12 protein-coding genes are annotated in these 14,573 nt (G+C 59.8%); 4 read left to right on the top strand and 8 right to left on the bottom strand.

Annotation, left to right across the window (positions count from 1 at the left end):
- Positions 1-59: 59 nt before the first annotated feature.
- From G5171_RS17215 to G5171_RS17205, 3 genes are all read left to right on the top strand, one after another.
- Positions 60-245, top strand: a complete 186-nt coding sequence (locus G5171_RS17215; protein ID WP_201990468.1) for a YgaP family membrane protein — start codon at positions 60-62, stop codon at positions 243-245.
- Between the two features lie 422 nt (positions 246-667).
- Positions 668-1,072 carry a hypothetical protein gene (locus G5171_RS17210; protein WP_421251130.1) on the top strand — a complete coding sequence of 135 codons (405 nt, stop codon included), beginning with the start codon at positions 668-670 and terminating at the stop codon, positions 1,070-1,072.
- A 228-nt stretch (positions 1,073-1,300) separates the two neighbouring features.
- Complete coding sequence (locus tag G5171_RS17205; protein WP_201990472.1) at positions 1,301-2,029, top strand: MgtC/SapB family protein; 729 nt, start codon at positions 1,301-1,303, stop codon at positions 2,027-2,029.
- A 91-nt stretch (positions 2,030-2,120) separates the two neighbouring features.
- On the opposite strand, the gene G5171_RS17200 is transcribed toward G5171_RS17205, so the two are convergent.
- From G5171_RS17200 to G5171_RS17175, 6 genes are all read right to left on the bottom strand, one after another.
- Positions 2,121-3,131, bottom strand: a complete 1,011-nt coding sequence (locus G5171_RS17200) for a substrate-binding domain-containing protein (RefSeq protein WP_421260482.1) — start codon at positions 3,129-3,131, stop codon at positions 2,121-2,123.
- Positions 3,132-3,158: 27 nt separating this feature from the next.
- Positions 3,159-4,574, bottom strand: a complete 1,416-nt coding sequence (locus G5171_RS17195; protein WP_421251132.1) for a glycoside hydrolase family 32 protein — start codon at positions 4,572-4,574, stop codon at positions 3,159-3,161.
- Positions 4,574-5,938 carry a sucrose-specific PTS transporter subunit IIBC gene (locus tag G5171_RS17190; protein ID WP_005359249.1) on the bottom strand — a complete coding sequence of 455 codons (1,365 nt, stop codon included), beginning with the start codon at positions 5,936-5,938 and terminating at the stop codon, positions 4,574-4,576. Before G5171_RS17190 ends, G5171_RS17195 begins: the two co-directional genes overlap by 1 nt.
- Positions 5,939-6,021: 83 nt before the next feature.
- The gene (locus tag G5171_RS17185) at positions 6,022-6,978 is read right to left on the bottom strand and encodes an aminoimidazole riboside kinase (protein WP_421251133.1); all 957 of its coding nucleotides are present in this window, start codon (positions 6,976-6,978) and stop codon (positions 6,022-6,024) included.
- A 115-nt stretch (positions 6,979-7,093) separates the two neighbouring features.
- Positions 7,094-8,584, bottom strand: a complete 1,491-nt coding sequence (locus tag G5171_RS17180; protein WP_421260481.1) for a carbohydrate porin — start codon at positions 8,582-8,584, stop codon at positions 7,094-7,096.
- 844 nt (positions 8,585-9,428) lie between these two features.
- Entirely contained in the window at positions 9,429-9,629 is a 201-nt protein-coding gene (locus G5171_RS17175) for a hypothetical protein (protein ID WP_421244597.1), read from the bottom strand.
- Between the two features lie 140 nt (positions 9,630-9,769).
- Here G5171_RS17175 and mgtE point away from each other — a divergent pair, with 140 nt between their 5' ends.
- Positions 9,770-11,149, top strand: coding sequence for a magnesium transporter (gene mgtE / locus G5171_RS17170; RefSeq protein ID WP_421260480.1), 1,380 nt, complete (start codon positions 9,770-9,772; stop codon positions 11,147-11,149).
- A 113-nt stretch (positions 11,150-11,262) separates the two neighbouring features.
- Here mgtE and dnaJ read toward each other — a convergent pair whose 3' ends face one another.
- Both dnaJ and dnaK read right to left on the bottom strand, forming a co-directional pair.
- Complete coding sequence (gene dnaJ, locus G5171_RS17165; RefSeq protein ID WP_216979159.1) at positions 11,263-12,405, bottom strand: molecular chaperone DnaJ; 1,143 nt, start codon at positions 12,403-12,405, stop codon at positions 11,263-11,265.
- Positions 12,406-12,506: 101 nt separating this feature from the next.
- The gene (gene dnaK / locus G5171_RS17160; RefSeq protein ID WP_421260479.1) at positions 12,507-14,435 is read right to left on the bottom strand and encodes a molecular chaperone DnaK; all 1,929 of its coding nucleotides are present in this window, start codon (positions 14,433-14,435) and stop codon (positions 12,507-12,509) included.
- Between the last annotated feature and the right edge of the window lie 138 nt (positions 14,436-14,573).

Here is a 14,573-nt window from a genome sequence, read left to right as displayed (position 1 = left end):
TTCTATTGTATAAAACAACACTAAATTAGCAATATCTAAAGTAGATAAGGAGAAAGACCATGACAGTAGATAACGGAGTCAGAATCGTCGCGGGTTGCATGTTGCTGCTCTCGCTGATCCTTACCACCTGGGTTCATCCGGGCTTTGTCTGGTTGAGTGCCTTTGTCGGGGTCAACCTGATCCAGAGCGCATTCACCGGTTTCTGCCCGGCCGCCATGCTCCTCAAGCGCCTGGGGCTGAAGTAACAGGTCGCGCAAGACAGGGGCGGTCCTGCTAGCGGGGCGTCATCGCGCGGCGATGGCTATCGTCGCTCCCTGATGCTTATGGAGGTAGCCAGTCGGCCCCATTATTGACAAACTTGTATCTAAATGTTGCTGGAAGGTCGATAAGGCTTTACCTCACCGCTCTGGATGAGTACCATTTTGCCGTTCTTAACACAGCGGAGACCATCAGTGGGCAACTCATCAAGTGACAGTTGTAGACCGACCCTCATCGTCGGTACCAAGGTCGCGAGCTAGCCGCAGGTCTTTCTCTGCCGTATGCTCGCAACCCTGCGAGAAGCGGAAATCCACTCCCCTCTTCTCCCTTTTTACACTTGACGTCAGGTGGTCTGGCTTTGCCATGACACCTTGCCTGCATAGTTTCTGCTTCCCACAAGGAGGCTGCTATGCGTTTTATCTCAATCAAACCGGCTGCGGATCGCGCGGTCGCAACAGGTTCTGTTGCACCCCGGGCTCACCCCCTGCTGAGCAAGCTGGGGCGCGGCATGTTGCCACGCTGGCTGGGCGGCAAACCGCGCCAGCACCACTATAGGCTGCAGATCCGCTGCGAGGATCGCGCCGATATGGAGCAAGTGCTGGATATGGTGAGCCACACCCTGCAACCGGCCGGACTGCAACCGATGCAATCGATGAAACCGGGTCGCGGCGGCGGGCGAGAGCTGGTGCTCAATGTGCACTGCACTCCACCCCAGCGCCGCTATCTGGTGCAGTTTGTTCATCAGGTCGGAGTAGCGCATCCGGTGCGCTGGGAGCTGCGTCCGCGCATCGACACGACTCCCGAACTCAACTGACGCGCATCCTGCTGCACTAACGACCGTTCAAGGGGCCAGCCACGCTGGCCCCACTTGTTGCGTCCTCTCCGAGCGTCAGGGCATCTGATGATGCTCGCGCCCCGGAAGCTAAACCCGGGACGCTGCGTTTTTCTGCTGGCCATCCGCTCAATCCCCCTCTGATCCATCCGCCACCCGGCGTTTCATCATGGATTGTGCCAAGCCAGCTTTCATAAGAAGGAGTACGCCATGAAGATGTGGCAACAACTAGACATGCTCTCACTGCTCGACACTCTGGCCAGCCTGCTGCTCGCCTTTGTGCTCGGCAGTCTGGTCGGGCTGGAGCGCCAGTACCGCCAACGTACCGCGGGCCTGCGCACCAACGTGCTGGTCGCAGTGGGAGCAGCCCTGTTCGTCAGCCTAGCCCAGCGAATCTATGACCTGCACGGCGGCAACTACAACGTGGTCCATGTGGTGGCCTATATTGTCTCCGGCATCGGCTTTCTCGGCGCCGGCGTCATCATGCGCGAGTCGGGCAATATCCGCGGCATCAACACCGCCGCCACCCTGTGGGGCGTGGCAGCGGTCGGCGCCGCCTGTGGCGCCGGGCTCGCCATGGAGGCAATTCTGGGTGCCCTGTTCGTGCTGGCCGCCAACACCCTGCTGAGACCGCTGGTCAATCAGATCAACCGTCGCCCGGTAGACAATCTGGACACAGAAGTCACCTACAAGGTGACTGCCCTGACCCCCCGTGAGCATCAAAAGGAGGTGCTGCACTGGCTCGAAGAGATGCTGGAGCAGGCCAACTATCCCATGAGCGAGCTCGACATCGAGCCATTTGGCGAGAGGGATCTGGAGATCTCGGCAGTGCTGCTGGCTACCTCCATCGATGGTGATGAGCTCGACGCCCTGATGGTGAAACTCGGCATTCATCCCCATATCAAGCAGATATTCTGGCGCGCCAGCACCACGGATTGAGTTGTCGGTCAGAGGAATGGCTCCATCAACCAACGGCAAAAAGCCCCGCCAGCAATGGCGGGGCTTTCTCATATGGATGAGCGAAGAGTGGCTAGCGACGACTGCGCCAGCGCACCTTGGGGGCGATCACCTGGGCAGTCTGCGCAGGGGGATTACCCGCAATCAGTTGCTGCATCAGCTCGAAAGCGGCGTGGGCCAGCGCCGGACAATCCTGCGCAACCGAGTCGATGCGCATAGGAATGCAGTCGAGCAGGTCGTGATCATCGAAGGTACACAGCCGCATCCCCGTCTCCATCAACCCCGCCTCGTTGAGGTAACGTAGCACCCCTTCCAGCAGGGTAAAGGAGGCGGTAAAGAGCCCCTTGGGGGGCGCTCCCAGCTCGGCCACCAGCTCGGCCATCAGCTGATAACCGGAGCTCGGCTGATAGTCACGATGGCGTACCCGGGCTGCATCGGCTTCAAAACCGGCGCGATGGAGCCCCAGCTCATAGCCCGCCAGCCGGTGACGGCTGGGGGAGAGATCCAGCAGGCCGCCGAAGTAGTAGATCTCCTCGCCGCACTCGCTGGCCATGTCCCGCACCAGTTCTGCGGTGGCCTTGCAGGCATCCGAAATCACCATGGGCAGGCGCGACTCGCCGATATGGCGGTCGAGCTGCACTACCGGCAGACGATCGTGGATACGGGCATAGATGTCATCACTGTGGACACTGGAGGCGACAATCAGCCCATCCACCTGACGGCTGATCAGGTTATCCACCACCCGCTGCTCGAGGGCGGGATCATCTTCGGAGCAGGCGATCAGCAACTGGATGCCCGCCTCCCGGCAGTGGGTCTCGAGGGCACGGGCGATGCGGGCAAAACCGAAGTTGGTGAGATCGGGGATCACCAGCCCCCAGGTGTAGCTGCGGGTCTCGCGCAGGGAGCGGGCGTGAAAGCTCGGCAGGTAGTGACACTCCTCCGCCACCGCCTGAATACGCTTGCGGGTATCGTCGGCAATCCGGTACTCCGCACTCTTCCCGTTGAGCACCAGACTGGCGGTCGCCTTGGACACCCCCGCCAGTTCGGCGATCTGGGCAATCGTGATCCGTTTCTTCTTCTCCACCTGGCCTCCCGGCTGACTAGAACCGGGCTATTGTACTAGGCACGCTGACAGCGGCCAGTGATTGAGGCAAATTTTGCAGCCATCATCGCCGTTACCTGATGATAGTTGCGGCTTTTCCCCGGGGAAGTAGCGCGCCGACAGGCTGTGACGACCCTCATCGATGAAACACTCCAGACTGGAGCGATCGCACAGCACGGTGATCCGCCCGCCAGCCCATGGGCTGCTGCGGGTCTCCCACGCTCCGCTCTGCCAGTTCTGGCGCCGCAAGATGAGGCGCCCCGGCTGCCACACCAGCTCGGCCACGGCGCCGAACCAGAGACTCCCCTCACCGCAGAGATCCAGATCGAGCCAGGCCGAGTCGATGGCCAGCCCCGGAAACTCGCTAAGCGTCCCCTCGAAACGGGTCAACTCTCCCTTCAATGCCGCGAGCTCCGCCACAGGCCGCTGGCAGAGCCACTCATCCTGCCAAAACAGCTCCCGCGGGCAGCTCATCTGGTGGATCCAGCCGTGAGCGATCGTAGGCTGGCTCATCTCGTTCTCCTCCGGCAGCCCCAGCCAACCAAACAAGAGGCGGCGCCCCTGACTGTCTCGGGTAGTTTGCGGCGCATAGAACTCGAAGCCCCGATCCAGCTCGTGGAAAGCCCCGTGCTCGAAGCGCTCGCCGTCAAAATCGCCCGCCAGCCAGCCGCACTGGTAGAGGTTGCGATAATCCTCGCCTGCCGGGGCAATCCCCTGCGGGCAGCTGATCAGCACATGGCACTCACCTAGCGGGAAGAGATCAGGGCACTCCCACATATAGCCAAACTCGCCCAGCCCCCCGCGCCCGCTACCGGCGATGGGGCCCACCCGCTGCCAGCTTTGCAGGGTCTCGCCGCGATAGAGCAGCACTTCCCCCTTGTCATCCAGAGTGCGAGCCCCCAGTACCATCAGCCACTGCTGGCCGTCGTGCCACACCTTGGGGTCGCGCACATGGCCGCTGTAGCCTTCAGGCAGATCCAGCACAGGCCCCAGCTTGGCAAAACCGGCCTCACCGTCGGCGCGGGCCAGACACTGATAGGCGGTGCGGCCGCCATCCGGGTATTTGACATTGCCGGTGTAGATGAGGGTCAGGCGCCCCTGCTCGTCGCTCACCGCAGAGCCCGAATAGCAGCCGTGGCTCTCATAGGCTTCGGTGGGCAACAGCGCCACCGGCTCGTGGTGCCAGTGCAGCAGATCGGTGGAGGTGACATGGCCCCAGCCCTTGTTGCGGTGCTCGCAGCCAAGCGGATTCCACTGGTAGAAAAGGTGGTAACGCCCATCGTGCTCGATAAAGCCGTTGGGATCGTTAAGCAGCCCCACCGGGGCTGCCAGATGCCAGCAGGGCCGATGGGGATCGGCCGCCGCCTTGAGCTGTCCGGCCAGCAGCGACCGGACAATCTGGTTGAGAAGATCGCTTTCCTTCATCACTCCACCTTGTACTTGAGCAGGTAGGATGCGGCGAAGGCGGCACCAAAGGCGATCACCAGCCCGATGATGTAGTGAATAAGGCTCATAGGCTGGACGATGGCCATGCCGGGAATACCGGTCAGCCCCACCGCCGTCATCCCCACCTTGGCCGCCACCACGTAGGCGCCGCCGCAGGCCCCGCCAAACAGACCGGCGAGGAAGGGTTTGATGTAGCGCAGGTTGACGCCAAAGATGGCCGCTTCCGTGATACCCAGCAGGCAGGACATGGCAGCCGGCACGGTAATGGCCTTGATCTTCACATCACGAGTCTTGAAGTAGACCGCGAGGCAAGCCCCACCCTGTGCCACGTTGGCCATGGCCCAGATGGGCAGCAGGAAGTTGACGCCAATTTGCGGATTCGCCAGCAGCCCCGCCTCGATGGCGTGGAAGCTGTGATGGATGCCGGTGATGACGATAAGCGAGTAAGTGCCGCCAAACACCAGCCCCGCCAACCAGCCCGCCTGCTCATAGAGGGCACTCAGACCGAACGAGATGCCATCCCCCAACACCCGACCCGCCGGGCCGATAAAGAGCAGCGCCACGAAACCGGTGATGATGACGGTGAGAAACGGCGTGAGGATCAGATCCAGCGCGTCCGGAATGCGCTTGCGCAGCTGTTTCTCCAGATGGGACATAAACCAGACCGCCAAGAGCACCGGGAAGACGGTGCCCTGATAGCCGATCATCGCCACATCCAGCCCGAAGAAGTCCATGGTCTTGAAGCCACCGGCCACGCCCCAGGCGTTGGTCAACGCCGGGTGGGTGAGGATGCCGCCAAGGGTCGCCCCGAGGTACGGATTGCCACCAAACTCACGTGCTGCCGTAAAGCCGATGAGGATCGGCAGTATGATAAAGGCCGCCGAGCTGAACATGTCGAGCATCACAAACAGGGCGCTGTCGGCATTGACCCAACCGTAGGTGCGCACCATGCCAAGCAGCCCCATCAGCAAGCCCGAGGCGACGATGGCCGGAATGATCGGCACGAAGATGTTGGAGAGGGTTCGCGCCAACCGCTGGGCCACGTTGAGCTTGGCCGCCGCCATGTCGGTCAGCTCCGCCTTGCTGGCGGTGCCGGTACCGGTCAGCGTCACAAACTCCGCATAGACCTTGTTGACCAGACCGGTGCCGAAGATCACCTGAATTTGGCCCGCGTTGCTAAAGCACCCCTTGACCCCCTCCAGCTTGTCGATGGCGGCCTTGTTCACCTTGCTGTCGTCGGCCAGCACCAGCCGCAGCCGGGTGGCGCAGTGGGCTGCGCTGACGATGTTCTCCTTGCCCCCGAGCAGGGGCACCAGATCCTTGGCTATCGCACTGATATTCATATTCTTCCTCTTATGACCCGCCACGCTGGCGGGCCCTTGTCACATGAGAGTAGGGGCTGTCGAGCCGGGCTTCTAGCCTCAGCTCAACAGCCGCTTGCGTCTGATCGCAAAAAGGCATCCAGTTCGGAGCGTGTCGGCAGCGCCGTCATGGCCCCCTTGGCGGTGGTGGCGAGCGCCCCGCAGCCGTGAGCCTGAGCCAGAATGACGGGTAGCTCGGCCAGCGTCGGCAGCGACGAGCGCCCGGCCAGCGCCGCCAGCAGACCGGCGACGAAGGCATCCCCCGCCCCCGTGGTGTCGAGCGGGGTCACTTTCTGCCCCACCCACTCCAACAGCTCGCCACCCAGACGCGCCACCACCCCGGCCGCGCCCCGGGTCACCAGCACCAGCGCCGGGCCAGAGAGAGTTGCAAGCCCGGCGACCAGTTCATCCTCGCCACTCAGCAGTTGCAGCTCCTCAATGGAGAGCTTGACCACATCCGCTTGCGCAATTGCCTGACGCACCAGCGGCAGCATCTCGGCGGGGTTGCCCCACACCTCGGGACGCAGGTTGGGGTCGAAGCAGACCCGCCCGCCTGCCGCCTTGATGGCCGCCATGGCCTGCAGGCAGCTGGTGCGCACCGGTTCGTTGGCAAGCGCGATGGAGCAGGTGAGCAGCCACTGACCGGCATCGAAGCGGGGCAACTCATCCGGAGTGAGGAACTGGTCGGCACTGGGGCGCACCATAAAGGTGAAGCTGCGCTCCCCCTCGTCATCAAGTTCTACCAGCACGGTAGAGGTGCGATGGTCTGGATCGAGCCGCAGCGCACCAATATCCACCCCCTCCCCGCTCAGGGTGTCGGCCATAAAGTGGCCGAATGGGTCAGCACCGACCCGGCCGATAAAGGCCGCATCGCCACCCAGCCGTGCCACACCAACCGCCACATTGGCGGGCGCACCACCCGGACACTTGAGGTAGTGCAACGCCCCTTCCGGGATCAAGTCCACCACCGCATCCCCCATTACCCACACACGATTCGTCACCTTGCTACTCCACTGCTGCATCGGATCCACGGTCAAACCCGAACTCTGTTCTGTTGGCTGGCATTATCAGCTAAACCGTTTTAGCCAACCAACAGATCTCGGCACCGGCTGCCATTTTTGTGATCGGGATAACGAACTAGAACCAGGTTTCCATCTGCACGCCAAAGTTCCACTCGCCACCGGCGGTGAAGTTGCTCTGGCCCATGGCATCGTCGCTGGCGTAGTTGTCGAGCTCGGAGGACCAGTCCATCCAGCTGGCGAACACCCTCAGTTCGGGCCGCTCGAAGAAACCGGCGGTCTGCGCCTTGAAGGTGGGGGCGAAGGTGAGCTTGGTGAAGTCGCCGTTCACCGCCTGGCGTCCCTTGTAACCCTTGGGATCGAGATCCATGTACTGCCAGGCCGCCTCGTAGACCAGCTCGACGTTCTGGCTCAGCACCTGCGCCACCCGGGTATTGAAGGTAAGCCAGCGGTACTCATCCCCTTTCACGTAGCGATCCTGACTCTGCTCGGCCAGCAGGGCCGGGGCAAAACGCCAGCGCGAGTTGAGATCGGTAGCGCCAAACACGGCGACCCGCACCGCATCGGCGTCCGGCAACAGCTCGCTGTCAGAGCCCAGCCCCTTGACCTCGGCCCCCAGCCCATGACCATACAGCACCGCCGCCTTGGCAAAACCGGGGTTGAGGCCAAAGAAGCTCTCGCCGTGATAGGCCAGCAGGGTGTGTGCCCCCTTGTCCGCCGCCTCGCTGCCCGCCCCCTTGTCATTAATGCGGGCGTCATTGTCCTTGGCCGAGAGGCCGTTCACCATCCACTGCCAGTTACCGACGCGGTTGTTCATGGTGAGGATGTAGCTCTCGATATCGGAAAGACCGCTGGCGCTGATGTCGCCGTAATCGCGGCCATAGAGGGAGAAGTTGGCCTTCCAGCTATCGGCCAGTTGCACGTCGTAGACGCCGCCGCCGGTACCGGCCAGGAACACCACGTCGGAATCGAGCCAGTGGATGTCAAAGTTGTCCCGATCAAAGCGCTTGCCCGCCCACAGCACCGCATTCTTGAAGGGGCCGTCGAAGCTCGCCAGATTGCCGATCTCGGCAAACACCTGACGGGTATTGAGGCTCGAATCGCTGGCGGTCCAGTCGTTGCTAGTCTCCACCCCGTCCGCCAGCATCAGCTTGTAGCGGGCCCAGCTGCCATCCTCGAAGGTCTGGGTTTTCAGCAGGTTGGCCTCCATGTAGGTGTCATCCTCGTTGCCAAGGCGACCGACAGCCCCGCCCACGGATCCTGCCGGGGTGATGTAGGGGCCACCGCGCCCGCCGTTGCCCTTGCTGTTTACCAACAGGCCCGAGCGGGCATAGCCGTGAAACTCGAAGCCCTGGGCACCGGTGGTCTTCTCATCCACCTTCTGGCTGCGGTTGTCGGCCACCTGCGCCTGCTCACTCGCCGCGCTCGCCTTCACTTCCGCCTGACTGGCACGGCTCTCTGCCGCCTCGGCTCTGGCTTCAGCCGCCTGTACCCGCGCCTCCAGCGCCGCCAGACGGGCCTCGATACCGCCATCCGCCGCCCACAGCGGGCTGCTCATCCCCAATCCCAGCGCTACCGCCAGCGCCAACTTGCTCTTGAACATCATCATCTTCCTCACCTGTCATCTGTGGCCCGGACGGGCGCTGTTGTTATCGACAGACGGAGCATAGCTAAACCGCTTTAGCCAACTCAATACAACAACTAAACCGTTTCAGCAGCAGTGTGAGCGGGATAACATTTGTACAGCAGGAATTGGCGGGAGTTGTGAGGAGGATCCCTCATCAGGATCCACTCAATAAGGCGGATCCCGATTCTGCGAGCAGCGACTATGTGAATAGAAGGAGTGCACCTCACCGGCAATCTGGTCATGGTGCTGGCAGTAGGTCTGCCGGGGACCGACATTCCCTAATGCATCATCCTGGTGTTGAAGATTGACACCCGCAGTGCACCATCAGGGTCCACTGTGAAATGACGTAAATAATACTGAGCATGTCTGCGATATGGCTGAATATTCGGCATAACCACCGTCAAATTATGAAAATATCAATAAAGATGTTTCTAAATGTTTCTGGCGCTGGATTAATTATTTACCAATAAGAACCATTCCAGTAGCATCGCCGCATTGATTAATAGCGGAGACCATCAGTGGGCAATTCATCAGATGACAGTAGGTTGCTGAGCTCATCAGCCAATACCTGAGTCGCGAGATCCCGCAGATTGTTCTGCCGCTATCTCGCGCTATGCGGAGAGCGGTTTATTTGCACCCAGGTGCACCCCTTCCCTGTATTCACTCGATGTCTGTTACTTACGCCATCCAATGCCAGACGCAAGATGACGTCATGATGCCTGCATGGTTCTTCTCCTGATATCAGGGCCACCATGTCATTACTACTGTTATCCCATCACCCCATGTTGTTTCGCCTCCGGTGTGCATCACAGATGGCGAACCTCTATCACTGCAGGTCAGTAGCCACAAGGCTTTCTGACAAGATGGCATGGGAGATGGCAACAGCTGCTAGCCGGGCGACGACCGTCCCGCGATCCGCTCCACCTTCATTTACTTGTGCCAAGTGCAACACCTGTTCATCCCCCATTCGCGATCGATAACGGGTAAACATATGACGATTTTTTACATCAATCAGGAGGTGAGTCATGGACCCTGACCCTGGAGCCGGTATCGGCCACTAGCCCGGGTTAATTCTCGGGTGTTATTTCCTTATTTATTTTTGCTGATGTGATGTCAGTCAGGATTTTATTTGCCATTTTCCAGGCTGATGTATTAAAGGATATATAAATGCAATACCAAGATATTCACCAACAACTCTATGTACTGCTGCAAAACAAGGATCGTATGGGGATCCAGAGCCTCAGCCTGAATATTCATGAGGTCGATCTGGCACAAGCGATAAACCGCCTGACAGATAAACATATTCATACCTTTCTAAACCTGGTCCCTGCGTTGCGTGCAGCACGTATTTTCCGCCATCTGCCCAGCGATATTCAGGCCAGTCTGGTACGTTCCATGGCCAAACCCCAACTGGAGGAGCTGTGTACCCGCCTCTCCCCCGATGACAGAGCCGATCTCTACAATCGTCTGCCCTCTGCCTTGCGCCAGACCCTGCTCGATGCGATGACAGACGAAGAGCGCGAGGATACACAACGGCTGGCCTCTTACCCGGAAAACCTCGTCGGCTCCATCATGAGCTCGGATTGTGCCAGCCTGACGGCTGACATCACAGTCGGAGAGGGTCTGCAACGGCTGCGCAGCACTGCTGCCGACAGGGAGAGTATTTATACCCTGTATGTCGTGGATGAAATGCGCCGCCTCATCGGAGTTGTCTCCCTGCGCGAACTGTTTCTCGCCGACAGCAAAACCCCCATCTCGGCCATTATGCAGCGCGAGCTGGTGAGTATTCAGGCCGATGCCCCCAAAGGCGAAGCCGCGGAGATGATCGCCCGTTACAACCTGCTGGCCCTTCCCGTATTGAATCAGGATCAGCAGTTGCTTGGCATGGTGACCGTGGATGATGCAATGGATGTCGCCGAAGAGGAAGATGCCAACCGGATTGCCCGTTTCGGTGGTACGGCTGCGCTGGGAGGCCCCGAGCTGGATCTGCGCGCATCCAGCACCTTTAACATGTTCAGTGCACGATTCTTCTGGCTGGCGGTCTTGACCGTGTTCGGCATACTGACCAGCAATCTGGTGGCAGCCCAGGAAGAACTCATCAGCGAAGTGCTGATCCTCGCCGCCTTTATTGCCCCTATCATCGACATGGGGGGCAACTCGGGCAGCCAGTCGGCCACCTTGGTGATCCGGGCAATGGGCATGGGTCAGATCAAGCTGAGCATGCGTGACTTCTTTTTCGTGCTGCGGCGCGATCTGCCCGTCGCAATGGCTCTGGGGCTGGGGGTCGCACTGCTGGAAGGGGTGATGGCATTCTGGAGCAAGAGCATCGGCTGGGACATCGTTCTGATTGTCAGCCTCTCTGCCATGACAGTGACTATTGTTGGCAGCTTGCTTGGCCTGGTCCTGCCGTTTGCCGCACGGAAGATGGGAACTGATCCGGCAACCCTCAGCTCTCCCATGCTGACCTCGATCATGGACCTGCTGGGCGTGTTGATCTATTTTGGCTTCGCCTATGCCTTCCTCGGTGGTTCATTGGTTGCAGCCTGACAGCGCACAGCAGATGGGGGCAGCCAAACCACCGCAATCTCCAATAGCTCAAGATAAAAGAGAGGGAGGCATCACGCCTCCCTCTCTCTTTATATCGATACGGGTCTATGCAATCACTTGGTCAGATCGTCGAAGAAGCGTTTCACCCCTTCGAAGAAACCTTCCGATTTCGGCTTGTGGGTCTTGGCAGCGGCGCCGCTGAACGACTCGTCCAGCTGACGCAGCAGCTCTTTCTGCTGCTCGGTGAGGTTGACCGGCGTCTCGATCACCACCTTGCACATCAGATCCCCTACCTGACCGGAGCGTACTGACTTCACGCCCTTGCCGCGCATGCGGAACATCTTGCCGGTCTGGGTCTCCGGAGTGACCTTGAGCTTGACGCGGCCATCCAGGGTCGGTACTTCAATCTCGCCACCCAGAGCCGCTGCGGTGAAGCTGATGGGCACTTCGCAATAGAGGTTGTTGCCGTCACGCACGAAGATCTCGTGCTCTTTGACGTGCACCTGTACGTACAGATCCCCTGCCGGTGCCCCCGCTTCCCCCGCTTCCCCTTCGCCGGAGAGACGGATGCGATCGCCGGTATCGACGCCCGCCGGGATTTTCACCGACAGGGTCTTGGTACGCTGGTAGCGACCTTCACCGTGACACTTGCGGCACGGATCCTTGATGATCTTGCCGCGGCCGTGACAGTGCGGACAGGCCTGCTGCACCGCGAAGAAGCCCTGACGCATCTGCACCTGGCCGGAGCCGTGGCAAGTCGGGCAGGTCTGGGCACTGCTGCCGGTGTGGGCGCCGGAGCCGTTACAGACCTCACAGTGAACCAGAGTCGGCACCTTGATCTCCTTGGAGACCCCGCGTACCGCCTCTTCCAGCGTCAGCTCCATGGTGTAGCGCAGGTCAGCACCACGGGCCGGGCCACGACGACCACCGCCACGGCTGCCACCGAAAATATCACCGAACACATCGCCGAAGATATCACCAAAGTCGGCACCACCACCGAAACCACCGTGGCCACCGCCACCCTGACTCGGATCCACACCGGCATGACCGTACTGATCGTAGCGGGCGCGCAGGTTGGCATCAGTCAGCACCTCGTAGGCCTCTTTGACCTCTTTGAACTTCTCTTCGGCACTGGCATCGCCCTGATTGCGGTCAGGGTGATACTTCATGGCCAGACGCTTGTACGCCTTCTTGATCTCGCGCTCGTCGGCACCTTTTGACACCCCGAGCACTTCGTAGAAATCGCGCTTCGACATACTCATCCTGTGGTTACGCAGACGGGCGTTGGTCACCCAACGCCCGTAAATTCATTGACTAAGCCGATGAGCGAAGCCTGCTTCACCCATCTGGGTCGGGCTTACTTCTTGTCGTCTTTCACTTCTTCGAACTCGGCGTCGACAACGTCGTCGTCAGCCTTGGCAGAAGAGGAGGACTGACCGGCATCAGCACCGGCTGCACCCTGGGCCTGAGCCTGCTGCTGGGCAATCTCCATCAGCTTCTGGGACGCTTCCAGCAGAGCCTGCTGTTTGGCTTCGATAGCAGCCTTGTCGTCACCCTTGATGGCGGTTTCCAGCTCGCTCAGAGCGGCTTCGATCTTGGTCTTGTCGTCGGCAGACAGGGCTTCACCGGCTTCGGTGATCTGCTTGCGTACGGAGTGGACCAGACCATCAGCCTGGTTGCGAGCCTGTACCAGCTCTTCAAACTTCTTGTCCTCGGCCGCGTTGGCTTCGGCTTCGCGTACCATACGTTCGATCTCCTCATCAGACAGGCCAGAGGAGGCCTGGATGGTGATCTTCTGCTCTTTGTTGGTCTCTTTGTCCTTCGCAGAGACGTGCAGGATACCGTTGGCATCGATGTCGAAGGTCACTTCGATCTGCGGCAGACCACGCGGAGCCGGACGGATGCCTTCCAGGTTGAACTGGCCCAGAGACTTGTTGTCGCTGGCGCGCTTGCGCTCACCCTGCAGCACGTGAATGGTCACGGCAGACTGGTTGTCTTCGGCAGTGGAGAACACCTGGGACTTCTTGGTCGGGATGGTGGTGTTCTTCTCGATCAACGCAGTCATCACGCTGCCCATGGTTTCGATACCCAGAGAGAGCGGGGTAACGTCCAGCAGCAGTACGTCGGTCTTGTCACCGGACAGTACGGCCCCCTGGATGGCAGCACCCATGGCCACGGCTTCGTCCGGGTTGACGTCTTTACGCGGCTCTTTGCCAAAGAACTCGGCAACGGTCTTCTGAACCAGTGGCATACGGGTCTGACCACCAACCAGAATCACGTCGTCGATCTCGCCAACTGCCAGACCGGAGTCTTTCAGGGCGACACGAACCGGCTCCAGAGAATCTTTCACCATGTCTTCTACCAAGGATTCCAGCTTGGCGCGGGTCACCTTGATGTTCATGTGCTTCGGACCGGTGGCATCTGCAGTGATGTACGGCAGGTTGACGTCGGTCTGCTGGGCAGAAGAGAGCTCGATCTTGGCCTTCTCGGCGGCATCTTTCAGACGCTGCAGAGCCAGCTGGTCGTTGCGCAGGTCGATACCCTGCTCACGCTTGAACTCGTCTACCAGATAGTTGATGACGCGGTTGTCAAAGTCTTCACCACCCAGGTGGGTGTTACCGTTGGTCGCCAGTACTTCGAAGGTGGTTTCACCTTCCACTTCGTCGATCTCGATGATGGAGATATCGAAAGTACCACCACCCAGGTCATATACGGCAACCTTGCGCTCGCCCTTGACCTTGTTTACGCCATAGGCGAAAGCAGCTGCAGTCGGTTCGTTGATGATGCGTTTTACATCCAGACCAGCGATGCGACCGGCATCCTTGGTAGCCTGACGCTGGGCGTCGTTGAAGTAGGCCGGAACAGTGATAACGGCTTCGGTGACCGGCTCACCCAGGTAGTCTTCGGCGGTCTTCTTCATCTTTTTCAGCACTTCGGCAGAGATCTGCGGCGGTGCCATTTTCTTGCCCTTCACTTCAACCCAGGCGTCACCGTTGTCAGCTTTGGCAATGGCGTACGGCATGATTTTCAGGTCACGCTGCACTTCTTCATCTTCAAAACGACGACCGATCAGACGCTTGATGGCGAACAGGGTGTTTTTCGGGTTGGTGATTGCCTGACGCTTGGCCGGCTGACCAACCAGGATTTCGCCATCATCGGCATAGGCAATGATGGACGGAGTAGTACGATCGCCTTCTGCGTTCTCGATCACGCGAGCAGTGTCGCCATCCAGAATAGCGACGCAGGAGTTGGTAGTACCCAGGTCAATACCGATGATTTTACCCATTTGACGAATCTCCAAATACTTTGAATAAACTGGCGAGGAACTCGCCTTAATGCGTTAACGGCTAGGTGGGGGCTGCCAATCTGGCTTTCAAGCTCCCGGCATCAAATTTTTTGTGCCGCCGCGGCCTTGCTACCTATA

Origin of the sequence: Aeromonas sp. 600774 (genome assembly GCF_049175075.1) — a bacterium.
Taxonomy (GTDB): Bacteria; Pseudomonadota; Gammaproteobacteria; order Enterobacterales; family Aeromonadaceae; genus Aeromonas; species Aeromonas veronii_A.
Note: the sequence above shows the minus strand (reverse complement) of the source record. Positions and strands in the feature narration are given on the sequence as shown.